This window comes from Pseudomonas sp. FBCC-B1565 (assembly GCF_059133265.1).
Genome location: NZ_CP101438.1, coordinates 163,352 through 183,538, shown reverse-complemented (window position 1 = coordinate 183,538; position 20,187 = coordinate 163,352). Strand labels below are relative to the sequence as shown.

Genomic DNA, 20,187 nt, shown 5'->3' with positions numbered 1-20,187 from the left:
CCACCGCCGCCTGAGTCCCTTCCAAGCTCGCTATACAGCCAGCGCTCATCGCTGACCGCTCGCTGCGAGCAATTCCTTCAAGATCGTTGCCGGGTCGGCCCGCTGTTGCTTGCGGTAGTTGCCGACATGGCGAACGAACAGTGTTGCGCGCGTCACCAGGCTCTTGCCGAGCACCGGCTTGCGATCCAACTCTTCCTTGATCCGTTGAAACTGCGCCTGGATCACCGCATCGGTGTAACGCGTGCCGGTGGCCAGGTTGTCGATATAGATCGCCACCGCGCCATCGAGGGCGCTGCGGCCATTGGCAATGGCCATGTCGAACAGTTGCGCGCTGGCCGCGTCCTTGTTGTCCAGGGCCTGCTGGCGACTCTTCTGCAGGTTGGCCAGGCGGATGTTGTAGTTGGCGATGGTCTCGGCCACCAGCGCGGCCGACTGAATCAGGTTGCCCGCCGCTTCTTCGCGCTGCTGGGCGATCAGCGAGACGTTGCGCTTGAGCTCTTCATTGACCAGCCCCAGTTCGGCTTGCAGCTTGGGGTCGACGCTGGCGGCGATGATGCTGTCCAGGCGCTTGGTCGGGTCCTGGGCGTCGTCGATGGCATCAGTCAGCGCGGCCAGGCGGCCCTCTTTCTGCCACTGGGCGAACAGCTCCTTGTAGCGTGAACGCGGTGCCGACAGCGCACCGATCGCCACGCGGAAACCGGTGGTCTCGTTGCTCTGCTCGGTGCCATCTGCGGCGAACAGTGGGTATTCGCGGCGCATGCCGGTGAACAGCGTGCCCTCGCCTTCCAGGTAGTTGCCGCCTTTGACCACAAAGCCACCGTAGGTGCCCTGGCGACGCCCGGCGTGGACCAGTTGGAACGATTCCTGGACCATTTCCGCGGCGTTGCCGATCACGTCGAACAGACCGATGGGGTTGGGCAATTTGGTGCCGATGGGCATCAGGCGCGCAGCCTGCCCGGTGCCGCCCGCCACCTGGTTGAACACCGCGTAGTCGCCGAGCGGGCCGTCGCTGTCGCTGCCTTCGACACGGCGCGGGAACAGGCGCCCTTCCAGGTCCTGGCGGCTCACGGCGTGACCGCCGCGTGCGGCAAATTCCCACTCCACTTCGGTAGGGAGGCGCACAAAGCCCAGGCCGCCATCATCCGCCGAGGAGCCACGACCACTCACCGGCAGCAAGTCTCGGTGGTATTTCATCAACCAGGCGCTGTACACCGCCGAGAAGCGTTCAGCCTCAAAGCGCGACAGTTTCACCTTGGGCAAGCGCCCGGCCATGCCGGTCGGTACATCGCACGCCGGTGCCGGCTCGCCGCTGGCCAGCGACTGCGCCTGGGACATCACCTGGGCGTACTGGCGCGCGGTCACTTCGTACTTGCCGATGAAGTACAGCATGGGCTTGAGTGGGGTCTTGGCGTCGGTCTTCGGCATCAAGGGCGCGATGACTTTGTTCCAGTCCTTGGGCAGATCCTTGAGGGTGAACTGGCCGTTGATGAAGTCGCGGCGGTAGCCGGAAATAAACGATTGCTGGTAACCCGCCTCGCCTTCGGCAAAGGGGTAGCCGAGGCTGATCTCGCGGTCATCCAGGGTGCCTTGGGCCAGCACGTAGGCGTAGCGGAACAGCATGTTGCCTTCGCAGGGCAGCGGTAGGCTGACATCGCCTTCCAACGGCTTGGGGTTGTCGAGCTTGTCACTCGCCTCATCGGCCCAGGCCATCGAGGCCAGGGTCAGCGCCATACAGGCGCCCAGTAACTTATACATCTCTGATTCCTTCAGAAGCCTGGACCCGCGCCACTCGCCAACCACCACACGCCGCCGCCACGGCGCTGACGCCGAGGACTGCGACCAGGGCCAGGCCGTAATGGCGCGCCAGCAGGTGGCTGGCGAATTCGCCCGGCACCTGCACGAATAATTCATTCAAGCCCGCCTCGGCCAGCCCATACAGCCCGGCACTGAGTACGGCAGCAAAACCCGCGCTGTACAGCGCCTGTACCACCACGAACAACAGCAGCCCACCGGTGGAAAACCCCAGCAGGCGCAACACCGACAACTCCCGCCGCTTGCGCGCCACAGCGGCCAGGGCGCCGGCAAAAATCGCCGCAAACGCCCCCGCCAACGCCAACCCGCAGATCACCCAGAACACGATCGACAGGTTGCGGCTCAACGACTGCACCTGCGCGATGGTCTGCGCCTGGGTCGACACCAACAGGTTCTGCCCGGCGAAGTACACCCGCAGCGGCTCCACATCGGTGAGGTTGCGGGCGTACAGGCGGAACGCCGGGTACACGCGCTGCTCACTCACACCCACGGCCTCCCCGTCCCAACCCAACGCCGGCACTGCGCGGCCATCGCGGTAATCTTCCGCCGCTTCCAGCAACCCCAGGTCGGCAAACAAACCGTCACGGGCAAAGGCTTCCAGCGGCAACACCGCCAGCACCTGCACCCGCGTGCGCTGGGCTTCGACGCGCCCGGCCACTTGCCGTGCAAAGCTGGTTTCCAGCCAATCGCCAGGCCGCGCCGCGAGCTTTTCGGCGGCGGTGTGGCTCAGCACGATCTGGTCCAGGCCCTTGGGCACCGGCAGGCCGGCCAGCAGTGGGTCACCCGACGCGGTCGGCAGCATCTCCAGGGCCAACGTGCCCACTTGCGCCGTCGCCGCAATCTGCCGCGTACGCGGTATGGCGAACGCCACCTCACCGCGCTCGCCCAGTTGCTCGATAAATGCCCTGCTGAATCGACCACCGCCCAGCGGAATAATTTCACGGGTGGCGGGGTCGGTCTGCAAACGTTCGGTCAAACTGCTAACCAGTCCAAACTTCAGGCCGAATAACACCAGCAGCGGCGCGATCACCGCCACCAGCGCCAGCACCGAACAGGCCGACAGCCAGGCATCATTGCGGTAATCCTGCCAGGCCAGCGACGCCACCAGACCGATGCGCATCAGCACACCTCCCCGAGGGTGGCGGTGACGCCGCCATCGGTGTCGCGACGGCAACTGATGCGCCGCACCTGCAAGCCACTGGCGCGGGCCAGGGGCTCGTCATGGGTGGCGATCACACAGGCCGCACGGTGTTCACGGGCCTGGGCCAGCAATGCCTGCATCACGCGCTCGGCATTCAAGGGGTCGAGGGACGCCGTCGGTTCGTCCGCCAGCACCAGTTGCGGCGCATGGGCCAGGGCACGGGCGCAACTGACACGCTGGCGCTGCCCCACCGACAGCGCCGCCGGCTTCTTGGCCAACTGGTCGCTGATCTCCAACTGCTCGGCCAGGCGCGTCACGCTGCCATCGTCCTTCAAGCCCAGCAGTTGCCGGGACAAGGCGATATTGCCGCGCACATCAAGAAAGCCCAGCAGGCCGCCGGTTTGCAGCACATAGCCCAAGTGCTGGCTGCGCAGCGCGGCCAGGCTGGATTGCTGATCGGCGCGCCACAGCCCGGCGATGTCCTGCTGATGAAACTCAAACTGCCCCACCTGATCCGGCGCCAAGACCAGCGCCAGCAGATCGAGCAAGGTGCTTTTGCCGCAACCGCTGGGCCCGACAATCGCCACTTGCTCGCCCGCACGCAGCGCCAGCGCCGGGATCACCAGGCTATAGCGCTGGCTGCCGACGCCCCGGCTCTTGTGCACCGCGTTCAGGTTCAGCATCACGGCAACGTCGACAACGGCACGCGGTACAACGCGTCGCCCGGCTCGGCATCGCCGAAGCGGACCCAGTTGGCCAGGTCATTGTGGAAGGTTTCGTAGAGGCGGATTTTCGAGTCCAGCTCGTCGATAAAGTCTTCCTGCTCGGCCACGCTCAACGACAACCACAAATCCTGGGTCATGTTCAGCGACTTGCTGCGGTACGGCAGCCCTTCGAGGTATTCGCCGAGGATGCCGCCGTCGGCCAGGTTGCCGCCCTTGCGCAGGGCCTGCGGGTCGCGGCTCATGTAGGCCGAGGCGCTGGCGATTTCCTGGAAGAAGTCTTTCGGTGAGGTCTGGGTCTTGCGCGCCGCGTCGACGATCAGTTTCAGCGACTGCTGCAGGTCGTTGAGCTGCAACTTGGTCAGCATCACGCACACCTGGAACGCCGGCAGCGCCGGATTGGTCAGGTCGCGGTCGGCGGTCCAGGCGCTGACCAGCTGCGGCGCCTGGCTCGCGGTTTTGCGACCGAGGAAATCCATGTGCATGGCATAGCCGACCGCTGCAGACTTGTCCGCCAGGCTCGGTGCGCTGTTCAGCAACGGCACCGGCTGCGGCGTGTTGCTGCGCACCTGGTGCACCAGGTTGGCGAACACCGTGCCGATCTCATCCACCCGCTCGCCGAGCTTGCGCACATCGCCACCGGGCACCGCCGTGTACAGGTCGCCAATCTGTGGGTTGGCGTCGGCGGTGAGGATGCGGTACTGGCTCTCGGCGCCGGCGTGGGTTTTCTTGCCGGCGTCGGTGCGCAGGTGCAAGGCGTAGATCTTGATCTGCTTGCCCAGCGCGGCCTGGCGCACTTCGGCTTCGTTCATCTGGGTGGTGGCGAACGGGTCGTTCTTGCGCAGCGCGCCGGCGTCGGTGACCAGCAGGATGATGCGCCCGCCATAACCGGACCAATCCATGCCGTCTACCGCCTGCATCACCCCGGCGAACGCATCTTCGTTGAAGGAGTGGCTGGACACGGTGGACGCCTTGACCTGGCGCGCCATGTCGAGGAAACGTTGCGGGTCGCGGCCCTGATCGAGGCTGATCAGGGTCTTGGCCACGTACTCCAGGCCCGGGGTTTTCTTGATGCTGTTGCGAAAGCCGACCATGCCGAAGCTGACACTGTCCAACTCGCCGCGCTCGGCGATGCGGGTTTGCAGCTCGTGCACCACATCGCGGATCTGGTCGATATAGGGCTGCATCGACACGGTGGTGTCCACCACCAGCACCACCGCCGTGCGGAAGGCGTCGGCGTTGGCATTCGTCACCGGCGTCGCGGGCTTGGCGGCCGCGCTGCTGCCGGGGTCGATGGAGGCCACATTGAGCAACTGCACTGGCTGGCCGTTTTCGTCGAAGCTCTCCTTGGAGTCGAAGATCGGCAACAGGTAGAACTGGTTCTGCGGGACGGCGCTGGCGGCAGGTTCCAACGCCAGGATCTGGCTGTTGTCTTCGCTGTTTTTCTGCGCCTTGGCCAGCACGCCTTTGGCGGCCGAAGGGTCAGCCAGCAGTTTTTCCACTTCGCCGGATTGGCGCAGGAACATCACCGGTGCCCGGCCCGAGCGCTCGGTGAATTTCAGCACCAGGCTTTGCTTCCAGTCGCTGACCTGGGCGGCCGGCAACCAACCGTCGCTGCGCCCATCGGTGGCCGCGCCGACACGTACCCAAGGGCTGCCGTCGACGTCCTTGCGCTGGTAGACGTAAAGCACGGAGAACGCCGGCAGGGCTTTGCCCGGCGCGCTGCCCGCATCCGCTGAAAGCTTGGCGCCCGGCTTGCTGAGCACGCGCTGGAACAGGGTCTTCTTGCCCGCCATGAGCAGCGGGCGCTGGCCACCATCCACTTCGGCGAGCGCTGGCGGCGGTGGCGTTACTTTCGGCAGCTCGGCAGCGGGCTGTTTGACCACCGGCTCATCGCTGCCGCTCAACCACCAATAGCTCGCGCCACCCATCGCCAATGCAACCGCCACCGCAACCGCCGCCAGCGCCAACACCGGCCCACGGCGCTGCTCGCTGTGCTGGGTCGGCGGCACCACCGGTTGGCGCACCGGCTGGGGTTTGTCGCTGGGAATCTCGATGGATTCCGGGGTGATGCCCCCCAGGTCGAAACTCATCGGAATCGGCAGCGGCCGCACCAGCGTGGCCTCCGGCGAGTCCGCCGGCAGGTTGTCCAAGGCCCGCAACAGCGCCGCCGCATCAGGGAAACGTTCAGCCGGGTCCTTGGCCAACAGCTTGCGCAGCACGTCCTGATAACGGCCATGGTGCACCGGCAGTTCCGGCAGCGGTTCGGTCAGGTGCGCCAGCGCCGTGGAGAGTGCATCGGTGCCGGTGTAAGGCAGCTTGCCGACCAGAATCTCGTACAGCACCACGCCCAGCGCATACAGGTCGGCACGGCCGTCGATCTCCTGGCCTCGCGCCTGTTCCGGGCTCATGTAGCTGGGGGTGCCCACGGCAAACCCGGCCTGGGTGAATTGCGTGCGGTCATCCAGTGACTTGGCGATGCCGAAGTCGGACAGCACCGCCGTGCCATCGGCGCGGAACAGAATGTTCGCCGGTTTTACATCGCGGTGCACCAGGCCCTGGGCGTGGGCATAGCCCAGCGCCGAGGCGATCTGGCGGATCAGCGTCACGCCCTGCTCCGGCGTCATGCCGGCGGCGATGCGCTCCTTGAGCGTGCCGTTGGGCAGGTATTCCATGGCCATGTAGTACAGCTCACCGACATTGCCGATGTCATGGATGGTCACCGTGTGCGGGTGCGACAACCGCGCCAGGGTCTTGCCCTCGCGCAGGAAGCGCTCGCAGAAGGTTGGATCGGCCGCCAGCGCCGCCGCCATCACCTTCAATGCCACCTTGCGCTCCAGCGAGCGCTGGGTCGCCAGGTACACGCTGGCCATGGCGCCTTCGCCGATCTCGCCTTCGATGTCATAACCGGGGATGACGATGTTCATGGCGATACCTTCACGACAATGGCGGTGATGTTGTCCGGCGCGCCCCGGTTGAGCCCCAGGTGCACCAGGCTGCGCACGATTTCGTCCGGCGCGTCGTGGCTGAGCACTTCGCGGATTTCATGGTCTTCGACGGTCTTGTTCAGGCCATCACTGCACAGCAGGTAGCTGTCACCGGGAGCGATCAGCAGGTCGACCACCGCCAGCTCCAGGTGGGCTTCCACGCCAATCGCACGGGTGACGATGTTGGCGCGTGGGTGCGTACGCGCGTCGGCTTCGCTGAGCAGGCCGCTGTCTTGCAGGTCCTGGACGTAGCTGTGATCGCGGGAGATGCCTTCGAGCGCGCCGTCGCGCAGGCGGTACAAGCGACTGTCGCCGGCCCACAGGCACACACCGCGCAGGCCACGGGCGGCCAACACCACCACGGTGCTGCCCATCATGGTCACGCCACGGTTGGCGGTTTCTTCGCGCACGGCTGCGTTGATGCGCTGCAGGTCGTTGCGCAGCGCTGCCGTGTATTCATCCAGGGAGCGCCCCACCGGCACGCTGCGCAGGCTGTCGACGATCAGGCTGCTGACATAGTCGCCCGCCGCGTGCCCGCCCATACCGTCGGCCACCACCCACAGGCGGTTTTCCGGCAGGTCCAGGCAGGCGTCTTCGTTGACCTGGCGGACCATGCCCACATGGCTTTTGCTCGCGGATTTGTACGTCGACCCCATCTACACCACACCTTCTTGTCCGAGCAAAAACTGCGCAAAATCGCTGGCGGCAGGCAAGCCCTGACACCGCAGCAAACCAGGGGAAATACGTTGCGAACCACGGCCCCACCACAGGCTGGCGCCTTCGCAGGCCTGTTCGGCCAGGGCGGTCATACGCCCGTGGGGCGCGGTCGCGGCCACCCGTTGCAGGCCGGCGAAACGGCTGTCCACGGCACGCGGCTCACTCGCCGGCAAGCCCAGGCCATCGAGGCCTTCGTTGAAACCTTCAAAGGTCGCACCGGTATCCAGAGTGCTGAGCAACAGCGCCTCGGCCTGCTCGAACCAAGTGTCCGGCCCGCCCACCAGGGAGGCCGGATTGGTGTCGTGATCGAGCAACGCCACCACCGCCAGCGGGAAGTAGCGCCCCACCCGGTCAATGCTCGGCATCACCACGCCCGCCGCCGCATCCGGCCCGCACACGCCCGGCGCCAGCACAAAGCGCCACAGCGGGCTGACCAGGTAGGTGTTGAGCCAGTCACCACCCAGGCTGTTCTGACTGGCGAGCAATCCCGCCGCCAGCCAGCTGTCCCACGGGCCGATAAAGCTCTGGGGCAAGGCGCGGCTGACAAAGTCGCCACGGCTGGCCAACTTGCCGTAGAAACCCAGCGTCGTCATAGCCGCTCCGGCAGGCTGAAGCCACTGAGCACGCGGCTCTTGAACGGGTTGAAGGCGCTGTTGGCGCGCAACTCGTAGGCAATGCTCGCACCGTCGACGCGCAGGCGCAGGTTGAAGCGGTCCGGTGAATTGCCGGCGGTAAGATCCGACTGCTCCAGCAAGCGGAACCACGCCCACGGCCCGTCCAGGGTCACGCCGGAACGGCCGCTGGCCGAGGGTGGCATGATGGAGATACGCACCACGCCTATGCTGCCGGGGTTCGGCCATTGCATCGCCACCGGGCGGCTGGGGCCGTGGTCGTAGCTCAGCTGCTGGCCGTCCAGGTCCAGCAGGAACTGGGTGATGGTCGGGTCCATCGACACCGGCTTGAGTTCGAAACGCACGATCGGCTGGGTGCCACCGGAGCGGAAGAACGCATCGCGGATCGTCGCGGCACGCTGGAAGGTTTGCAGCACGCCCGGAGCAATCCCCAGCTTCTGCGCCGCGCCCGGCTGCCAGCGCCAGGTCTGCGCGGACGTATCGACGTAAGGCTGCAGGTATTTGCGGAAGTAGTTGTCCATCACTCCGCCCACGCCGAAGAACTGGCCGAAGTCATCCAGGGTGGCGTCCCGTGCACTGCCCGGCGACATCGGGTAGCGCCCGGCCAGGGACTGACGGTACACGTTGACCACTTCGCTGACCCAGGCGGCGTTCAATTGGTTGCGCACGCCGCCCATCATGCTGTTGGTGGTGGAGTTGACCACCGACTTGACCATGCCCTGCACCAGCGGTGGCTGGCGCTCGGCATTCAGGCTGACTCGCGTGGCCGCAGCCGCCGCCTGGTTCTTCGCCTCGCCGAGCAACGCATCGCCGCTGGCCCCGACCATGGCGCTGACCTGCACATACAACGCATTCATGTCGGTGAGCAGGCCGTCGATGGCCGCCGGTTCGCCTTCGTTCTTGCTGACGATGCTGTTGAGCTGGGCGAAGTGCGCGGTCACCGGGTCCTCCGCCGCCGCAGGCGCATTGGCAGTCGGTTGTTCCTGGCCGAGCAGGCTGCCCAGGCGCTCCTTGAGCTTGTCGACGCCGCCTTCCACCGGCACGCCTTTGGCGGCCAGTTGGCGCTCTTCGGCTTGCAGGTCGGTTTCCTTGGCCACCGCCACCAGCAGTTTTTTCAGCGGTGAGGTCGGGCCGGAAATCACCCGCAGCACATCGGCCGCCTGGGCCACGCTGGTGATCGGCACAAAGTCGATGTCCGCCAGCAACGCATCCCACTGGCGCTGGTAATCCTGGAAATACAGGCGCCGCACATCGGCGGCCAGGCTCACCACGTTTTGCTGGTCGGCCTGTTCCTGGCCGAGCACCCACTGCTCTTCCGCGAGGGTGCCGGTCTGGTTCAGGCTGCTCAGCAGGAACGCCTGGCGATAGCCCTTGGCGGTGAAGAACCCACTCAACGGCTCGCCCAGCGGCTTGCCGCTTTTGCGGCTGAACACCAGCGCGGCGTCACGGCCAGCGGCTTCGTTGAGGCGAAAGTCCGGAATGCCCTCGGGCAGTTTCTGGCGCTTGACCCGGTCATACACGCGCTGGGCCACCGGCAGTTGTTGCAACTGGCGGCGCAGGTCGTCGATCAGCCGTTGATCCAGGCGCGCGTTCGGCGGGTGGCGTTCGAACAGCGACTGCAAGTGCCCGGCCAACGCCTGGCGCTGATCCGCCGGCAGGTCGCGGGGCAGGTTGCGGTCCCAGTCCAGGGCGATCCAGGCCTTGATGAAGTCCGGGTCGTAATGCTCGGCGTCAGCCAGCATCAGGTAGGCCTTGAGGCCTTCGTAGAGGAAGTCGGAATTGCCGCCGCCGTGCAGTTGTTCTTCGATGCGCGTCACCAGGCGTGGCGCGAACACCGCGATCAACAGCTTGCGGTAGACGCTGGCAGACTCGGCTTCAAGCATATCGCCCTGATACAGCCCCAGGCCTTCGGACCAGCTCGGCGAATCGCCCGCCAGGTTTTTCACGGCATTGAGCAACGGCAGCACGGCGAGCACTTCGCGCTGCGCCGGGCTCAGGTTCTGCACGGTCTGGCCCAGCGGCGCGACCTTCTGGTCGACCTGGGCGATGTAGGCCTGGTTGGCGCGATAACTCACCCACCACAAACCGCTGACCACCACGACCAACGCCACGGTCGCGGCCAGCACACCCCGCGCAATCCACTTGCGCCGCCGCTCGACCTTCGGGTTCACCCCCACCAGGCCACGCTCGGCAAACGCCACGGCGGTAAAGAGTTTTTCGATGAAGTAGCTGCGCCCGGTGCCGCTCTGGCGCGCCAGGTGCTGGCGGTCCAGGTTCATGCTCTGGGCCATGGCGCCGATCAGGCGGTCAATCGGGCTGCCTTCCTGGGTGCCGCTGGTGAAGTACACGCCGCGCAGCAACACCCGCTCTTCAAAGGCATTGGGTTTGAACACGCCTTCGAGGAAGCTTTGCAGGCAGTCCTTCAACGCGCCGAACTGCTGCGGGAAGCCATAGATCAGGTCGCGCCGCGCCGGGTCGCGTTCCTGTTGCAGGCGTTCGACCAGGCGCTCATTGAGGCGCTGTTCCAGCCCGGCGAACTCGCTTTGCAGGTGTGCCAATGGGCTGTCGCTGTTTTTGCCATCGTCCAGGGCAAAGGTCATGCCCCACACCTGGGCGCGCTCTTCCTTGCTCAGGTTGTCGAAAAACTCCATGAAGCCCGGCACCAGGTCGAGCTTGGTCAGCATCAGGTAGATCGGGAAGCGCACGCCCAGTTGGGTGTACAGCTCCTGGATACGCAGGCGGATGGCAGCGGCGTGGGCGGCGCGTTCGGCATCGGTGCCCAGCAACAGGTCCGACAGGCTGATGGCGATAAACGCACCATCGATGGGGCGACGCGAGCGCTGCTTTTTCAGCAGGTCGAGGAAGCCCAGCCAGGCGGCCTTATCGACCGTGGAGTTGCTGTCCTGGGTGGTGTAGCGGCCGGCGGTGTCGAGCAGCACGGCTTGATCGGTAAACCACCAGTCGCAGTTGCGCGTACCGCCGACGCCACGCACGGCGCCGGCGCCCAGTTGCGCGGCCAACGGGAAATGCAGCCCGGAGTTGACCAGCGCGGTGGTCTTGCCCGAACCCGGCGGGCCAATGATCACGTACCACGGCAACTCGTAGAGGTTGCGGCGCTCATCGCCACCGAGCTTGGCCTTTTTCAGCAGGGCCAGGGCCTCGTCCATACGCTGGCGCAGGGTGGTGAGTTCTTCGGCGGTGGCGACGCTGTTGGGGTCGGCCGGGGTTTCGGCGGCCAGGCTGCGCATCACTTCAGCGGCCTGACGGCGCGCCTGGATGATGCGGAACACGCGGTAGGCCAGCCACACCGCGAACACCAGGATGATCAACGCCCAGCGCCGGCCTTCTGGTACCAGCACGTCGAGCAACGGCCCGACAAACCAGATGATCAGGCTCAGGGCGATCAAACCCAGCACGGGGATCACCCAGCGAATCATGAAACTGAAAAACGCCTTCACTCGACGCCCTCCGCCAATACGGTGATTTCAACCCGACGATTGCGGGCACGGCCTTCGGCGGTGGCGTTGGTCGCCACCGGCTCGGTGTCGCTGCGCCCTTCGGCACTGAAGCGCTCGGCCTGGCCGGTCTTGGCCGCCAGGATCTCCAGCACCGACTTGGCCCGCGCTTCGGACAGCGCCCAGTTGGACGGGAAGCGCAACGTGGCAATCGGGCGGTTGTCGCTGTGCCCGGTCACCCGCACCTGGCCCTTGACCTTGCGGATGGCATCGGCGATACGCAGCATCAGCGGCTGGTAGTCGTCGACGATGCTGGAACTGGCGGAGGCGAACAGCTCATCGCCACGAATGGTCACCACGGAACGGTCGACCGCATCCTCCACCGCCACGCGGCCGGCCTTGATGTCTTCCACCAGGAAGCCCGCCAGGCGCGGGCGCTCGATGACTTTGGGCTGCGCCACAGGACGGTCGATGGCCTGCACCGGAATCTCGCCCAGGGCATGGATATTCTTGAACACCGGCTCGGCATCCGCCGCCAGCTTCATGCGCAAGCCAAACAGCAACGCCAGTAACAACGCCAAGCCGATGGCCACGGCGATCCACGGCGGCATGAACTGCGCCAGGCGGTCGCGGGCCACGGTCACGCCGCGCCAGTGCGGCGACAGCTCACGCTCATACTCGCCATGCGCACTGCGAATGGCTGCAGCAGTGCGTTCGCGCAGGGTCTCCAGCTGGCTGCGACCGTCGTTCATCACGCGGTAGCGGCCTTCGAACCCCAGGCACATGCACAGGTACAACAGCTCCAGCAGATACAGGCGTTCCCGTGGGCTTTGCAGGCAGTGGTCCAACAGCTGGAAGACCTTTTCGCCGCCCCAGGCTTCGTTGTGCACGGTGATCAGCAGGCTCTGTTTGCCCCAGTCGCTGGTACTGCCCCAGGGCGTGCTCAATACCGCTTCATCCAGCGCGGTGCACAGCGCGTAACGCGCCAGCAGCACTTCGTTGCGGGCGATGCCGGCGGCTTCGGCACGCTCTTCGAACTGGCGCAGGTAGGCCAACAGCTGTGCGCGCAGGCTGGCCGGCGCCGGGTGGGCGATGGTGTTGCGCAGGCGCGTCAGCAGCGCCAGCAGCGGGCCGGCGGCGCTTTCCAGGGGGTTGAGGCCGTGGCTCTTGCCGGTGAGCATCGGCGCGGCCGGCATGGCCAGGGGCGAAGGTTCGGTACTACGCACAGGTTCCGGCGCCCGGCCACCCGGACGCGGCATGAACTGGGTGCGGTCATCATCATTGGGATGCATCGCGGATTATCCTCGGATCGCCCAGAAGGCCAGGTTCAAGCCCGGGAACTGCCCGGCGATATGGAAGGCAAAACCGCCGGAATTGCCCAACTGTTGCCAGGCCTCGCTACCGCGATCCAGCTCGTAATAGGTCGAACCTGCGTGATACGGCAATTGGCGCGGCGCCACTGGCAGCGGCAACAGGCTGATGCCCGGCAGTTGCAGGTTGACCAGGTCGCGGATGTGCTCCACCGAGCCGACTTTGCTCTGCTGGCCGAAGCGTGCGCGCAGGGTTTCGCCGGGCACATCGGCGCGCACCACCAGGATGAAACTGGCGTTGTCGAGCAGGGTCTTGTCGGCCAGCATCGCCACGTGCACGCCGTAGGCTTTCTCGACAATCGGGATTGGCGTGGCCTTGCTGTCGATCAGCATCGACAGCGCTTCGCGCAATGCCGCCATCACCGGCGCGAAGCTCAGGGCCAGGTCGTCGTGCTGGTACTGCGGGTATTCCTGGGGGCGACGGCCGGAGGTGGAGAAGGTCGAGAACTCGCCGGCCAGGCTGACCAGCTCGCTGAAGAAGCGCTCCGGGTGCAACGGGCTCAACTGGCTCAAATGCTGGACCAGCGGTTGGGCACGGTTGACCAGTTGCAGCAGCATGAAGTCGGCAATCTCCGATGCGCCACCGGCGCCCGATGCCACCACCCGCCCCGCCAGGGCTTCGCCGCGCTGGTGCAGCAGGCCGAGCAGTTCGCTGCGAAAGGCACTGAGGGGTTTGCTCGCGGCCACATCCAATACCGGCGGGATGTAGGTGTCATCGAGCACCAATGCGCGGTCGGCACGTTTTTCCTTGATGCGCACCAGGCCCACGGCGGCGTAATCGCTGATGCCATCCTGGGCGGTGAGCAGGCGCAGGGCGCGGGAACCCACGGCCACCGGGGCGCGGTTTTCGAAGGGTGCGTTGTCATCGCGCACTTCGCGCACCTGGCTCACATAACGCGCAGCCTCCAGGGCTTCGCCTTCATCCACGGTATCGCGGGCGCCGGCGCGCTTGAGCGGCAGGGCCAGGTACACCAGGCCGTCGCGCAGGTTGTCGTCGATGTTCAGCGGGCTTGGTGCCAGGTCATCCTGGGGGATATTGAACGGCGTACCGTCGGGCAACAGGCCACGCGCCGATACGATCGCCAGCTTGCCCTGGGCCAGCAGGCCCTGGTCGATCAGCAGCTCGGAAAACCCCCAGGCGCCTGCAGACAACGGGCGGCTGCGGGCATCGATCAGGTTTTCCAGGTAACGGTCATGCTGCTGGAAGTGCTGCGTTCCGATGAACATGCCTTCCGACCAGACCACGCGATTGTTCCAGGACATGGGGGCTCCGATTGCTTCTTATTGGGCAGGGCTGGATGGGGTGGCCACGACGTCGGCGCGCACGGCACGCACATCGAGGCTGATCTGGTATTCGGTGTACTGGCGCGCGGGCACGTTGAGCACCGTACGCCATTGCGCACGGTCCAACTCGCGATAGCCCACCAGCAAGCCGATCTGGCGCGTGGACGGGTCGAGGTCGCGCTGGATGCTCAGTTGCTCGCCGGGTTGCACCATCACTTCGTCCTGGTCCAGCAGGTCCAGGCCCAGTGTGGATTGCGCACGGTCGGCCAGGGCGAAGTAATCGGAGCGGGCGAAGGTGGCGGCATTTTTCAGTTCGAAGATGCGCACCCGCACTGGGGCGGCCTGGCCGTTGGCACCGGGGTTAAGCCCGCTGATCGCATGAAAGTGCAGCTCGACGGCGGCCGTATCCACTTCGGCCTCGGCGGCTGTTTCGGGTTTGGCGGCGTCTTTGGCACACGCCGTCAGCAGAAACACGGTGGCGACTGCGAGTAAAAACCTGGGAATCATCCTGCGTCCTCAATGACGTACTTTGCTATCCGTTAAATCCATGTGCTGCGGTTCAGCGTCGCTGTCGTGCGCTGTGTTCTTCGTAGGCTCGGCTGAATTCGCGGCCGAACAGGTCCTGGAAATCTTCCTGGGCCTCGCGGGAAATATTGCTGTAGAGCTCGGTGAACTGCTGCCAGTACTGGGCCTGGCGCGAGCCATTGAAAATGCTCGACAGCCCGCCGGGCTTACCCATGCGTTCTTCCAGTTGGGCCGGCTCGAAGCGACTGAGCAGGTGCTTGATCGCCGCTTCCACGCCGGCCATCACCGCCAACTGGTGGGCACGCAGGTCGTTGAAACTGTCGCGCACGGCGAGGTCGGGTGCCATAAACGCCTGGTTGCCGTGGCGCAGGAGCAGCAGTAACGCTTCGTCGGCATTCGGGGCGAATTTCAACGGATTGTTTTCTGCCGGCTGGATCATGGTCTGCTGCATGCGAAACTCGCCCTTGAGGCTGGCACGGGCCCGCAGCACGTCGATCAGGCCTTCGACCATCAGACGGTAGCTGCGGCCGATGTTTTCCATCTGGGCCTCGGCCTGGGCTTTGTCCAGGCGCAGTTGATCCAGGCCCGCGCCGCGCAGGAAGGCTTGCAGCAGGTCCGGTTGCTGGCTGTCGGCCACGGGGGGCGGGGGCTCGACCACGGGGGGCGGCTGGATGACCGGCGGCGGCGCAGGTGGCGGCGCAGCGCTGACGACGGGTGCTGGCGTGTCACCAAACAGGTCCCAGTCTTCGGGAATCACCGCGCCCGACACCACCGGCGGTGCCACTACCGGCGCGGCCACTGGCGTCGGCGGACGGAAGTCATGTTGCTCGGAAGGCACGTGGTCCGGCACGGTCGGTGGCGGTACGGCGGTGGGGCTGAGGAAGTCGAACAGGTCCGGCAGCGTGTCCATCGATGAAGCGCCCTGGAACTGCGGCGCGATCACAGGGGTGGAAACAGGCACGGGCTTATTCGACACGGCACCCATCAGCGCTTCGAAACTGTTCGGCGCCTCGCCGGCAAACGGCTGGCTGTCGACGGCCTGTACGTTGAAATCGATACGCGCCTGGATCTCGTAATCGCCGATGCGGATCAGCTCGCCATCCTGCAACAGCTCGCTGTTACCTCTACGCAAACGAATACCGGCGTTAACCAACTCCACGCCGTTGGTACTGTTATCGGTTAAATAATAACGGCCATCTTTGTATTGAATAACGCAGTGCTGCGAGGAGACCAGACGCTCAGGATCAGGCAATACCCAGTCATTATCCGAGCTGCGGCCAATAGCCATCGAACCCTGATTCATGGACTTTTCGGAGCACTGCCCAGGGGTAATCTTGTGATAACTAGTGATAGTCAAACACAGCGACATCTTGCCTCCTTGCTGATACTTCGCGCGCGGTCGATTCCCGGGACAGCGCTTCCCGGGATATCCCCATCAGGTCGAGCAATCGACCGTCCAAAACCTGCCAATACCAGCATGATCGCTGATCTTAACTGGGCTCTATGACAAAAATCCTGTCCCGGTACGTCGTTCGACCCACTAGTCGCGCAGGTTGTTAAGCACCGCACATCTGTCACAGAGGGCGAATAGCTTACCTTGACAAGGCATAAGTACTACACCAAAAATGCACAACTTCTTGAATACCAGTGATGGCACATTAGTGGCGTCTTGCTTATATGACCAAGAAAACATGCAAAGTTCCTTGCGCAACTAATGCATGAATTGCCCGCCATCTAACGGGCTGATAGGGAGATCAAATTCAGTGGATGTGCCGTTGCTGCTCACCGCCGTTTCCGCGACTTCGCCCTGTGGCGAAGACATGGAATATGACGCGCAATTTCTGCAATTGGAGCGTGATGCCAAGGGCCAACCCGAGCGCAGCATGGGCGACTCGATCCTGCCCGCTGAACCGCCGGAATGGCGCAGCATCCAGCAGCAAAGCCTCGACTTGCTCGCGCGCAGCAAAGACCTGCGCATCACCCATTTCCTGCTGCAAAGCGCCCTCGCCCTCCAAGGCGTGGCCGGCCTGGCCGAAGCGCTGACGCTGATCGATGCGTTGCTGCGTGATTACTGGTCCGACCTGCACCCGCGCCTGGACGCCGACGACGCTAACGACCCCACCGTACGCATCAACGCCCTCACCGGCCTGACCTGCGACACCAACATCCGCCTGCTGCGCGAAAGCATCCTCACGCGCTCGCGCACCTTCGGCCCCGTGAGCCTGCGCGCCGCGCTCAACGCCAGTGGCCTGTTGAGCTTCCCCGATGAACAACTCGGCGCGCAGCAGCTCAACGCGGCGTTCCTCGACAGCGACCCCGAGCAGATACAGGCCACCCGCGACGCGCTGATCGCGGCGCGTGCGGCGTGCGAAGCCATCGAACAACAGGTCAACGATCAGGTCGGTTCCGCCCAGGGCGTGGACCTCAGTGCCTTGAAGCAACCGCTCAAGCAGGCGTTGCAGATACTCAACCAAGCGGTGCCCGGCGCCGCCGGCAGCAGCGAACCCGAGGCCGTCAGTGACGACAATGCCCCCTCGGCCGACTTCGCCGCCGCCCCCGCAGCACCGCGTCCCGTTGGCGATATCGCCAGCCGCGACGATGTGCTGCGCAGCCTCGACAAGATCCTTGCGTACTACACCCGGCACGAGCCTTCGAGCCCGCTGCCGGTACTGTTGAACCGGGCAAAGAATCTGGTGCATGCCGACTTTGCGGCCATCGTGCGCAATCTGATTCCCGACGGCATGTCCCAATTTGAAAACCTGCGCGGGCCGGACGGCGAGTAAGCCATCCGACTGTGCAGTAACAACACCGTCGCTCAAGCGACCAGGAGCAGCAACGTGGCGAAGCAAAGTTCTCAGAAATTCATCGCGCGCAACCGTGCGCCTCGAGTGCAGATCGAGTACGACGTCGAGCTCTACGGCGCCGAGAAAAAGGTCCAGCTGCCCTTCGTAATGGGCGTGATGGCCGACCTCGCCGGCAAGCCTGCCGAGCCGTTGGCGCCGGTGGCCGACCGCAAGTTCCTTGAAGTGGACGTCGACAACTTCGACTCGCGCCTCAAGGCCATGCAGCCGCGCGTGGCTTTCCACGTCCCCAACGAGCTGACCGGCGAAGGCAACCTGAGCCTGGACATCACCTTCGAAAGCATGGACGACTTCAGCCCGGCCGCCGTGGCCCGCAAGGTCGACTCGCTGAACCAACTGCTCGAAGCCCGCACCCAGCTGGCCAACCTGCTGACCTACATGGACGGCAAGACTGGCGCTGAAGAAATCATCATGAAGGCGATCAAGGACCCGGCACTGCTGCAAGCACTTGCCAGCGCGCCTAAGCCTGCAGGGGACCAGTAATCATGACTGACAATACCGCCCGCGAAGGCTCCCAGATCCTGGGCACCCAGACCGAAGAAGCCAGCGAGTTCGCCAACCTGCTGCTGCAAGAGTTCAAGCCCAAGACCGAGCGCGCCCGCGAAGCCGTGGAAACTGCCGTGCGCACCCTGGCCGAACAGGCCCTGGCCCAAACCGACCTGGTGTCCAATGACGCGATCAAGTCGATCGAATCGATCATCGCTGCCATCGACGCCAAGCTGACCGCCCAGGTCAACCAGATCATCCACCACCCGGATTTCCAACAGCTGGAAAGCGCCTGGCGTGGCCTGCACTACCTGGTCAACAACACCGAGAGCGATGAGCAGCTCAAGATCCGCGTGCTCAACATCTCCAAGCCGGACCTGCACAAGACCCTGAAGAAATTCAAGGGCACCGCATGGGACCAGAGCCCGATCTTCAAGAAGATGTACGAAGAAGAATACGGCCAGTTCGGCGGCGAACCCTACGGCTGCCTGGTGGGCGACTACTACTTCGACCAGTCGCCACCCGACGTGGAACTGCTGGGCGAGCTGTCCAAAGTCTGCGCCGCCATGCACTCCCCGTTCATCGCTGCGGCCTCGCCGACCGTGATGGGCATGGGCTCGTGGCAAGAGCTGTCGAACCCGCGCGACCTGACCAAGATCTTCACCACCCCGGAATACGCCGGCTGGCGTTCGCTGCGTGAATCGGAAGACTCGCGCTACATCGGCCTGACCATGCCGCGCTTCCTGGCGCGCCTGCCGTACGGTGCCAAGACCGACCCGGTGGAGGCCTTCGCCTTCGAAGAAAACACCGACGGTGCCGACAGTTCCAAGTACACCTGGGCCAACGCCGCGTACGCGATGGCGGTGAACATCAACCGTTCGTTCAAGCACTACGGCTGGTGCTCGCGCATCCGTGGCATCGAGTCTGGCGGTGAAGTGGAAAACCTGCCGGCCCACACGTTCCCGACCGATGACGGTGGCGTGGACATGAAGTGCCCGACCGAAATCGCCATCAGCGACCGCCGTGAAGCGGAACTGGCGAAAAACGGTTTCATGCCGCTGCTGCACAAGAAAAACACCGACTTCGCCGCGTTCATTGGTGCGCAGTCGTTGCAGAAACCGGCCGAATACGATGACCCGGACGCCACCGCCAACGCCAACCTGGCCGCGCGCCTGCCGTACCTGTTCGCCACCTGCCGTTTCGCTCACTACTTGAAGTGCATCGTGCGCGACAAGATCGGTTCTTTCAAAGAGAAGGACGAGATGCAGCGCTGGTTGCAGGACTGGATCCTCAACTACGTGGACGGTGACCCGGCGCACTCCACCGAAACCACCAAGGCCCAGCACCCATTGGCTGCCGCCGAGGTGATCGTGGAAGAAGTCGAAGGCAACCCGGGGTACTACAACTCCAAGTTCTACCTGCGCCCGCACTACCAGCTCGAAGGGCTGACGGTGTCGCTGCGCCTGGTATCCAAGCTGCCTTCGGCGAAAAGCGCGTAAACCACCGATGAGCTAGCTCTTCTGTGGGAGGGGGCTTGCCCCCGATGGCATCACCGGGGTGTAACTGACACACCGAGGTGCCTGCATCGGGGGCAAGTCCCCTCCCACACAAAAGCACTGCCCATTTGGAGTTAATCAAATTCAGTGGCCCACGCCACACAGGGAGAAAACATGGCTGTTGATATTTTCATCAAGATCGGCGACATCAAGGGCGAGTCCATGGACAAGGCCCACAAGGACGAAATCGACGTGCTGAACTGGAGCTGGGGCATGGCCCAGTCCGGCAACATGCACGTGGGCGGCGGTGGCGGCGCGGGCAAGGTGAATATCCAGGACCTGTCGCTGACCAAATACGTCGACAAGGCTTCGCCGAACCTGATGATGCACTGCGCCAGCGGCAAGCACATCGACAAGGTCAAGCTGACCGTGCGCAAGGCCGGTGGCGAAAGCCAGGTCGAGTACATGGTGATCAACCTGGAGGAAGTGCTGGTCACCTCGCTGAGCACCGGCGGTTCGGGCACCGATGACCGCCTGACCGAGAACGTGACCCTGAACTTCGCCCAAGTGATGGTCGACTACCAGCCGCAGAAAGCCGACGGCACCAAAGACGGCGGCGCGATCAAGTTTGGCTGGAACATCCGTTCCAACACCAAGCGCTGATAGCCTTTATGGCCGTGGCATCGCGCCACGGCCATA

General features: G+C 64.5%; 15 protein-coding genes. 4 read left to right on the top strand and 11 right to left on the bottom strand.

Going from position 1 to position 20,187, the window contains the following annotated elements; all coding sequences use genetic code 11:
- Positions 1-45 precede the first annotated feature (45 nt).
- The 11 genes from NL123_RS00730 to tagH are packed head-to-tail and all read right to left on the bottom strand — an operon-like array spanning position 46 to position 16,014.
- A complete protein-coding gene (locus NL123_RS00730; RefSeq protein ID WP_248485359.1) occupies positions 46-1,755 on the bottom strand; it encodes a formylglycine-generating enzyme family protein in 1,710 nt (569 codons plus the stop codon).
- Positions 1,748-2,932 (bottom strand): ABC transporter permease family protein, encoded by a 1,185-nt coding sequence (locus NL123_RS00725; RefSeq protein ID WP_248485360.1) that lies wholly within the window; start codon positions 2,930-2,932, stop codon positions 1,748-1,750. Before NL123_RS00725 ends, NL123_RS00730 begins: the two co-directional genes overlap by 8 nt.
- Entirely contained in the window at positions 2,932-3,636 is a 705-nt protein-coding gene (locus tag NL123_RS00720) for an ABC transporter ATP-binding protein (RefSeq protein ID WP_494357054.1), read from the bottom strand. The genes NL123_RS00725 and NL123_RS00720 overlap by 1 nt, the downstream gene beginning before the upstream one ends.
- Positions 3,636-6,602, bottom strand: a complete 2,967-nt coding sequence (locus NL123_RS00715) for a serine/threonine-protein kinase (RefSeq protein ID WP_494357053.1) — start codon at positions 6,600-6,602, stop codon at positions 3,636-3,638. Before NL123_RS00715 ends, NL123_RS00720 begins: the two co-directional genes overlap by 1 nt.
- The gene (locus tag NL123_RS00710) at positions 6,599-7,318 is read right to left on the bottom strand and encodes a PP2C family protein-serine/threonine phosphatase (protein WP_248485364.1); all 720 of its coding nucleotides are present in this window, start codon (positions 7,316-7,318) and stop codon (positions 6,599-6,601) included. The genes NL123_RS00715 and NL123_RS00710 overlap by 4 nt, the downstream gene beginning before the upstream one ends.
- Complete coding sequence (gene tagF, locus NL123_RS00705) at positions 7,319-7,972, bottom strand: type VI secretion system-associated protein TagF (protein WP_494357052.1); 654 nt, start codon at positions 7,970-7,972, stop codon at positions 7,319-7,321.
- Entirely contained in the window at positions 7,969-11,469 is a 3,501-nt protein-coding gene (gene tssM / locus NL123_RS00700) for a type VI secretion system membrane subunit TssM (protein WP_494357051.1), read from the bottom strand. The genes tagF and tssM overlap by 4 nt, the downstream gene beginning before the upstream one ends.
- Positions 11,466-12,758 (bottom strand): DotU family type VI secretion system protein, encoded by a 1,293-nt coding sequence (locus NL123_RS00695; protein WP_494357050.1) that lies wholly within the window; start codon positions 12,756-12,758, stop codon positions 11,466-11,468. Before NL123_RS00695 ends, tssM begins: the two co-directional genes overlap by 4 nt.
- A 6-nt stretch (positions 12,759-12,764) precedes the next feature.
- Positions 12,765-14,099 carry a type VI secretion system baseplate subunit TssK gene (gene tssK / locus NL123_RS00690; RefSeq protein ID WP_494357049.1) on the bottom strand — a complete coding sequence of 445 codons (1,335 nt, stop codon included), beginning with the start codon at positions 14,097-14,099 and terminating at the stop codon, positions 12,765-12,767.
- A gap of 18 nt (positions 14,100-14,117) precedes the next feature.
- Positions 14,118-14,627: a type VI secretion system lipoprotein TssJ gene (tssJ, locus tag NL123_RS00685; RefSeq protein WP_071494635.1), complete on the bottom strand. Its 510-nt coding sequence runs from the start codon at positions 14,625-14,627 to the stop codon at positions 14,118-14,120.
- A 52-nt stretch (positions 14,628-14,679) separates the two neighbouring features.
- A complete protein-coding gene (tagH, locus tag NL123_RS00680) occupies positions 14,680-16,014 on the bottom strand; it encodes a type VI secretion system-associated FHA domain protein TagH (protein ID WP_494357048.1) in 1,335 nt (444 codons plus the stop codon).
- Positions 16,015-16,408: 394 nt separating this feature from the next.
- On the opposite strand from tagH, the gene tssA reads away from it, so the two are divergent.
- The 4 genes from tssA (at position 16,409) to NL123_RS00660 (ending at position 20,151) form a co-directional block, all read left to right on the top strand.
- Positions 16,409-17,428 carry a type VI secretion system protein TssA gene (gene tssA, locus NL123_RS00675; protein ID WP_494357047.1) on the top strand — a complete coding sequence of 340 codons (1,020 nt, stop codon included), beginning with the start codon at positions 16,409-16,411 and terminating at the stop codon, positions 17,426-17,428.
- Positions 17,429-17,482: 54 nt separating this feature from the next.
- Positions 17,483-17,989 (top strand): type VI secretion system contractile sheath small subunit, encoded by a 507-nt coding sequence (gene tssB, locus NL123_RS00670; RefSeq protein ID WP_010207547.1) that lies wholly within the window; start codon positions 17,483-17,485, stop codon positions 17,987-17,989.
- 2 nt (positions 17,990-17,991) lie between these two features.
- Entirely contained in the window at positions 17,992-19,491 is a 1,500-nt protein-coding gene (tssC, locus tag NL123_RS00665; protein ID WP_058424268.1) for a type VI secretion system contractile sheath large subunit, read from the top strand.
- Between the two features lie 171 nt (positions 19,492-19,662).
- A complete protein-coding gene (locus tag NL123_RS00660) occupies positions 19,663-20,151 on the top strand; it encodes an Hcp family type VI secretion system effector (protein ID WP_005792512.1) in 489 nt (162 codons plus the stop codon).
- Positions 20,152-20,187: the final 36 nt, after the last annotated feature.

Coding starts and splice junctions, on each gene's coding strand:
- NL123_RS00730 (WP_248485359.1), bottom strand. CDS start 1,755: ATGTATAAGTTACTGGGCGCCTGTATGGCGCTGACCCTGGCCTCGATG.
- NL123_RS00725 (WP_248485360.1), bottom strand. CDS start 2,932: ATGCGCATCGGTCTGGTGGCGTCGCTGGCCTGGCAGGATTACCGCAAT.
- NL123_RS00720 (WP_494357054.1), bottom strand. CDS start 3,636: ATGCTGAACCTGAACGCGGTGCACAAGAGCCGGGGCGTCGGCAGCCAG.
- NL123_RS00715 (WP_494357053.1), bottom strand. CDS start 6,602: ATGAACATCGTCATCCCCGGTTATGACATCGAAGGCGAGATCGGCGAA.
- NL123_RS00710 (WP_248485364.1), bottom strand. CDS start 7,318: ATGGGGTCGACGTACAAATCCGCGAGCAAAAGCCATGTGGGCATGGTC.
- tagF (WP_494357052.1), bottom strand. CDS start 7,972: ATGACGACGCTGGGTTTCTACGGCAAGTTGGCCAGCCGTGGCGACTTT.
- NL123_RS00695 (WP_494357050.1), bottom strand. CDS start 12,758: ATGCATCCCAATGATGATGACCGCACCCAGTTCATGCCGCGTCCGGGT.
- tssK (WP_494357049.1), bottom strand. CDS start 14,099: ATGTCCTGGAACAATCGCGTGGTCTGGTCGGAAGGCATGTTCATCGGA.
- tssJ (WP_071494635.1), bottom strand. CDS start 14,627: ATGATTCCCAGGTTTTTACTCGCAGTCGCCACCGTGTTTCTGCTGACG.
- tagH (WP_494357048.1), bottom strand. CDS start 16,014: ATGTCGCTGTGTTTGACTATCACTAGTTATCACAAGATTACCCCTGGG.
- tssC (WP_058424268.1), top strand. CDS start 17,992: ATGACTGACAATACCGCCCGCGAAGGCTCCCAGATCCTGGGCACCCAG.
- NL123_RS00660 (WP_005792512.1), top strand. CDS start 19,663: ATGGCTGTTGATATTTTCATCAAGATCGGCGACATCAAGGGCGAGTCC.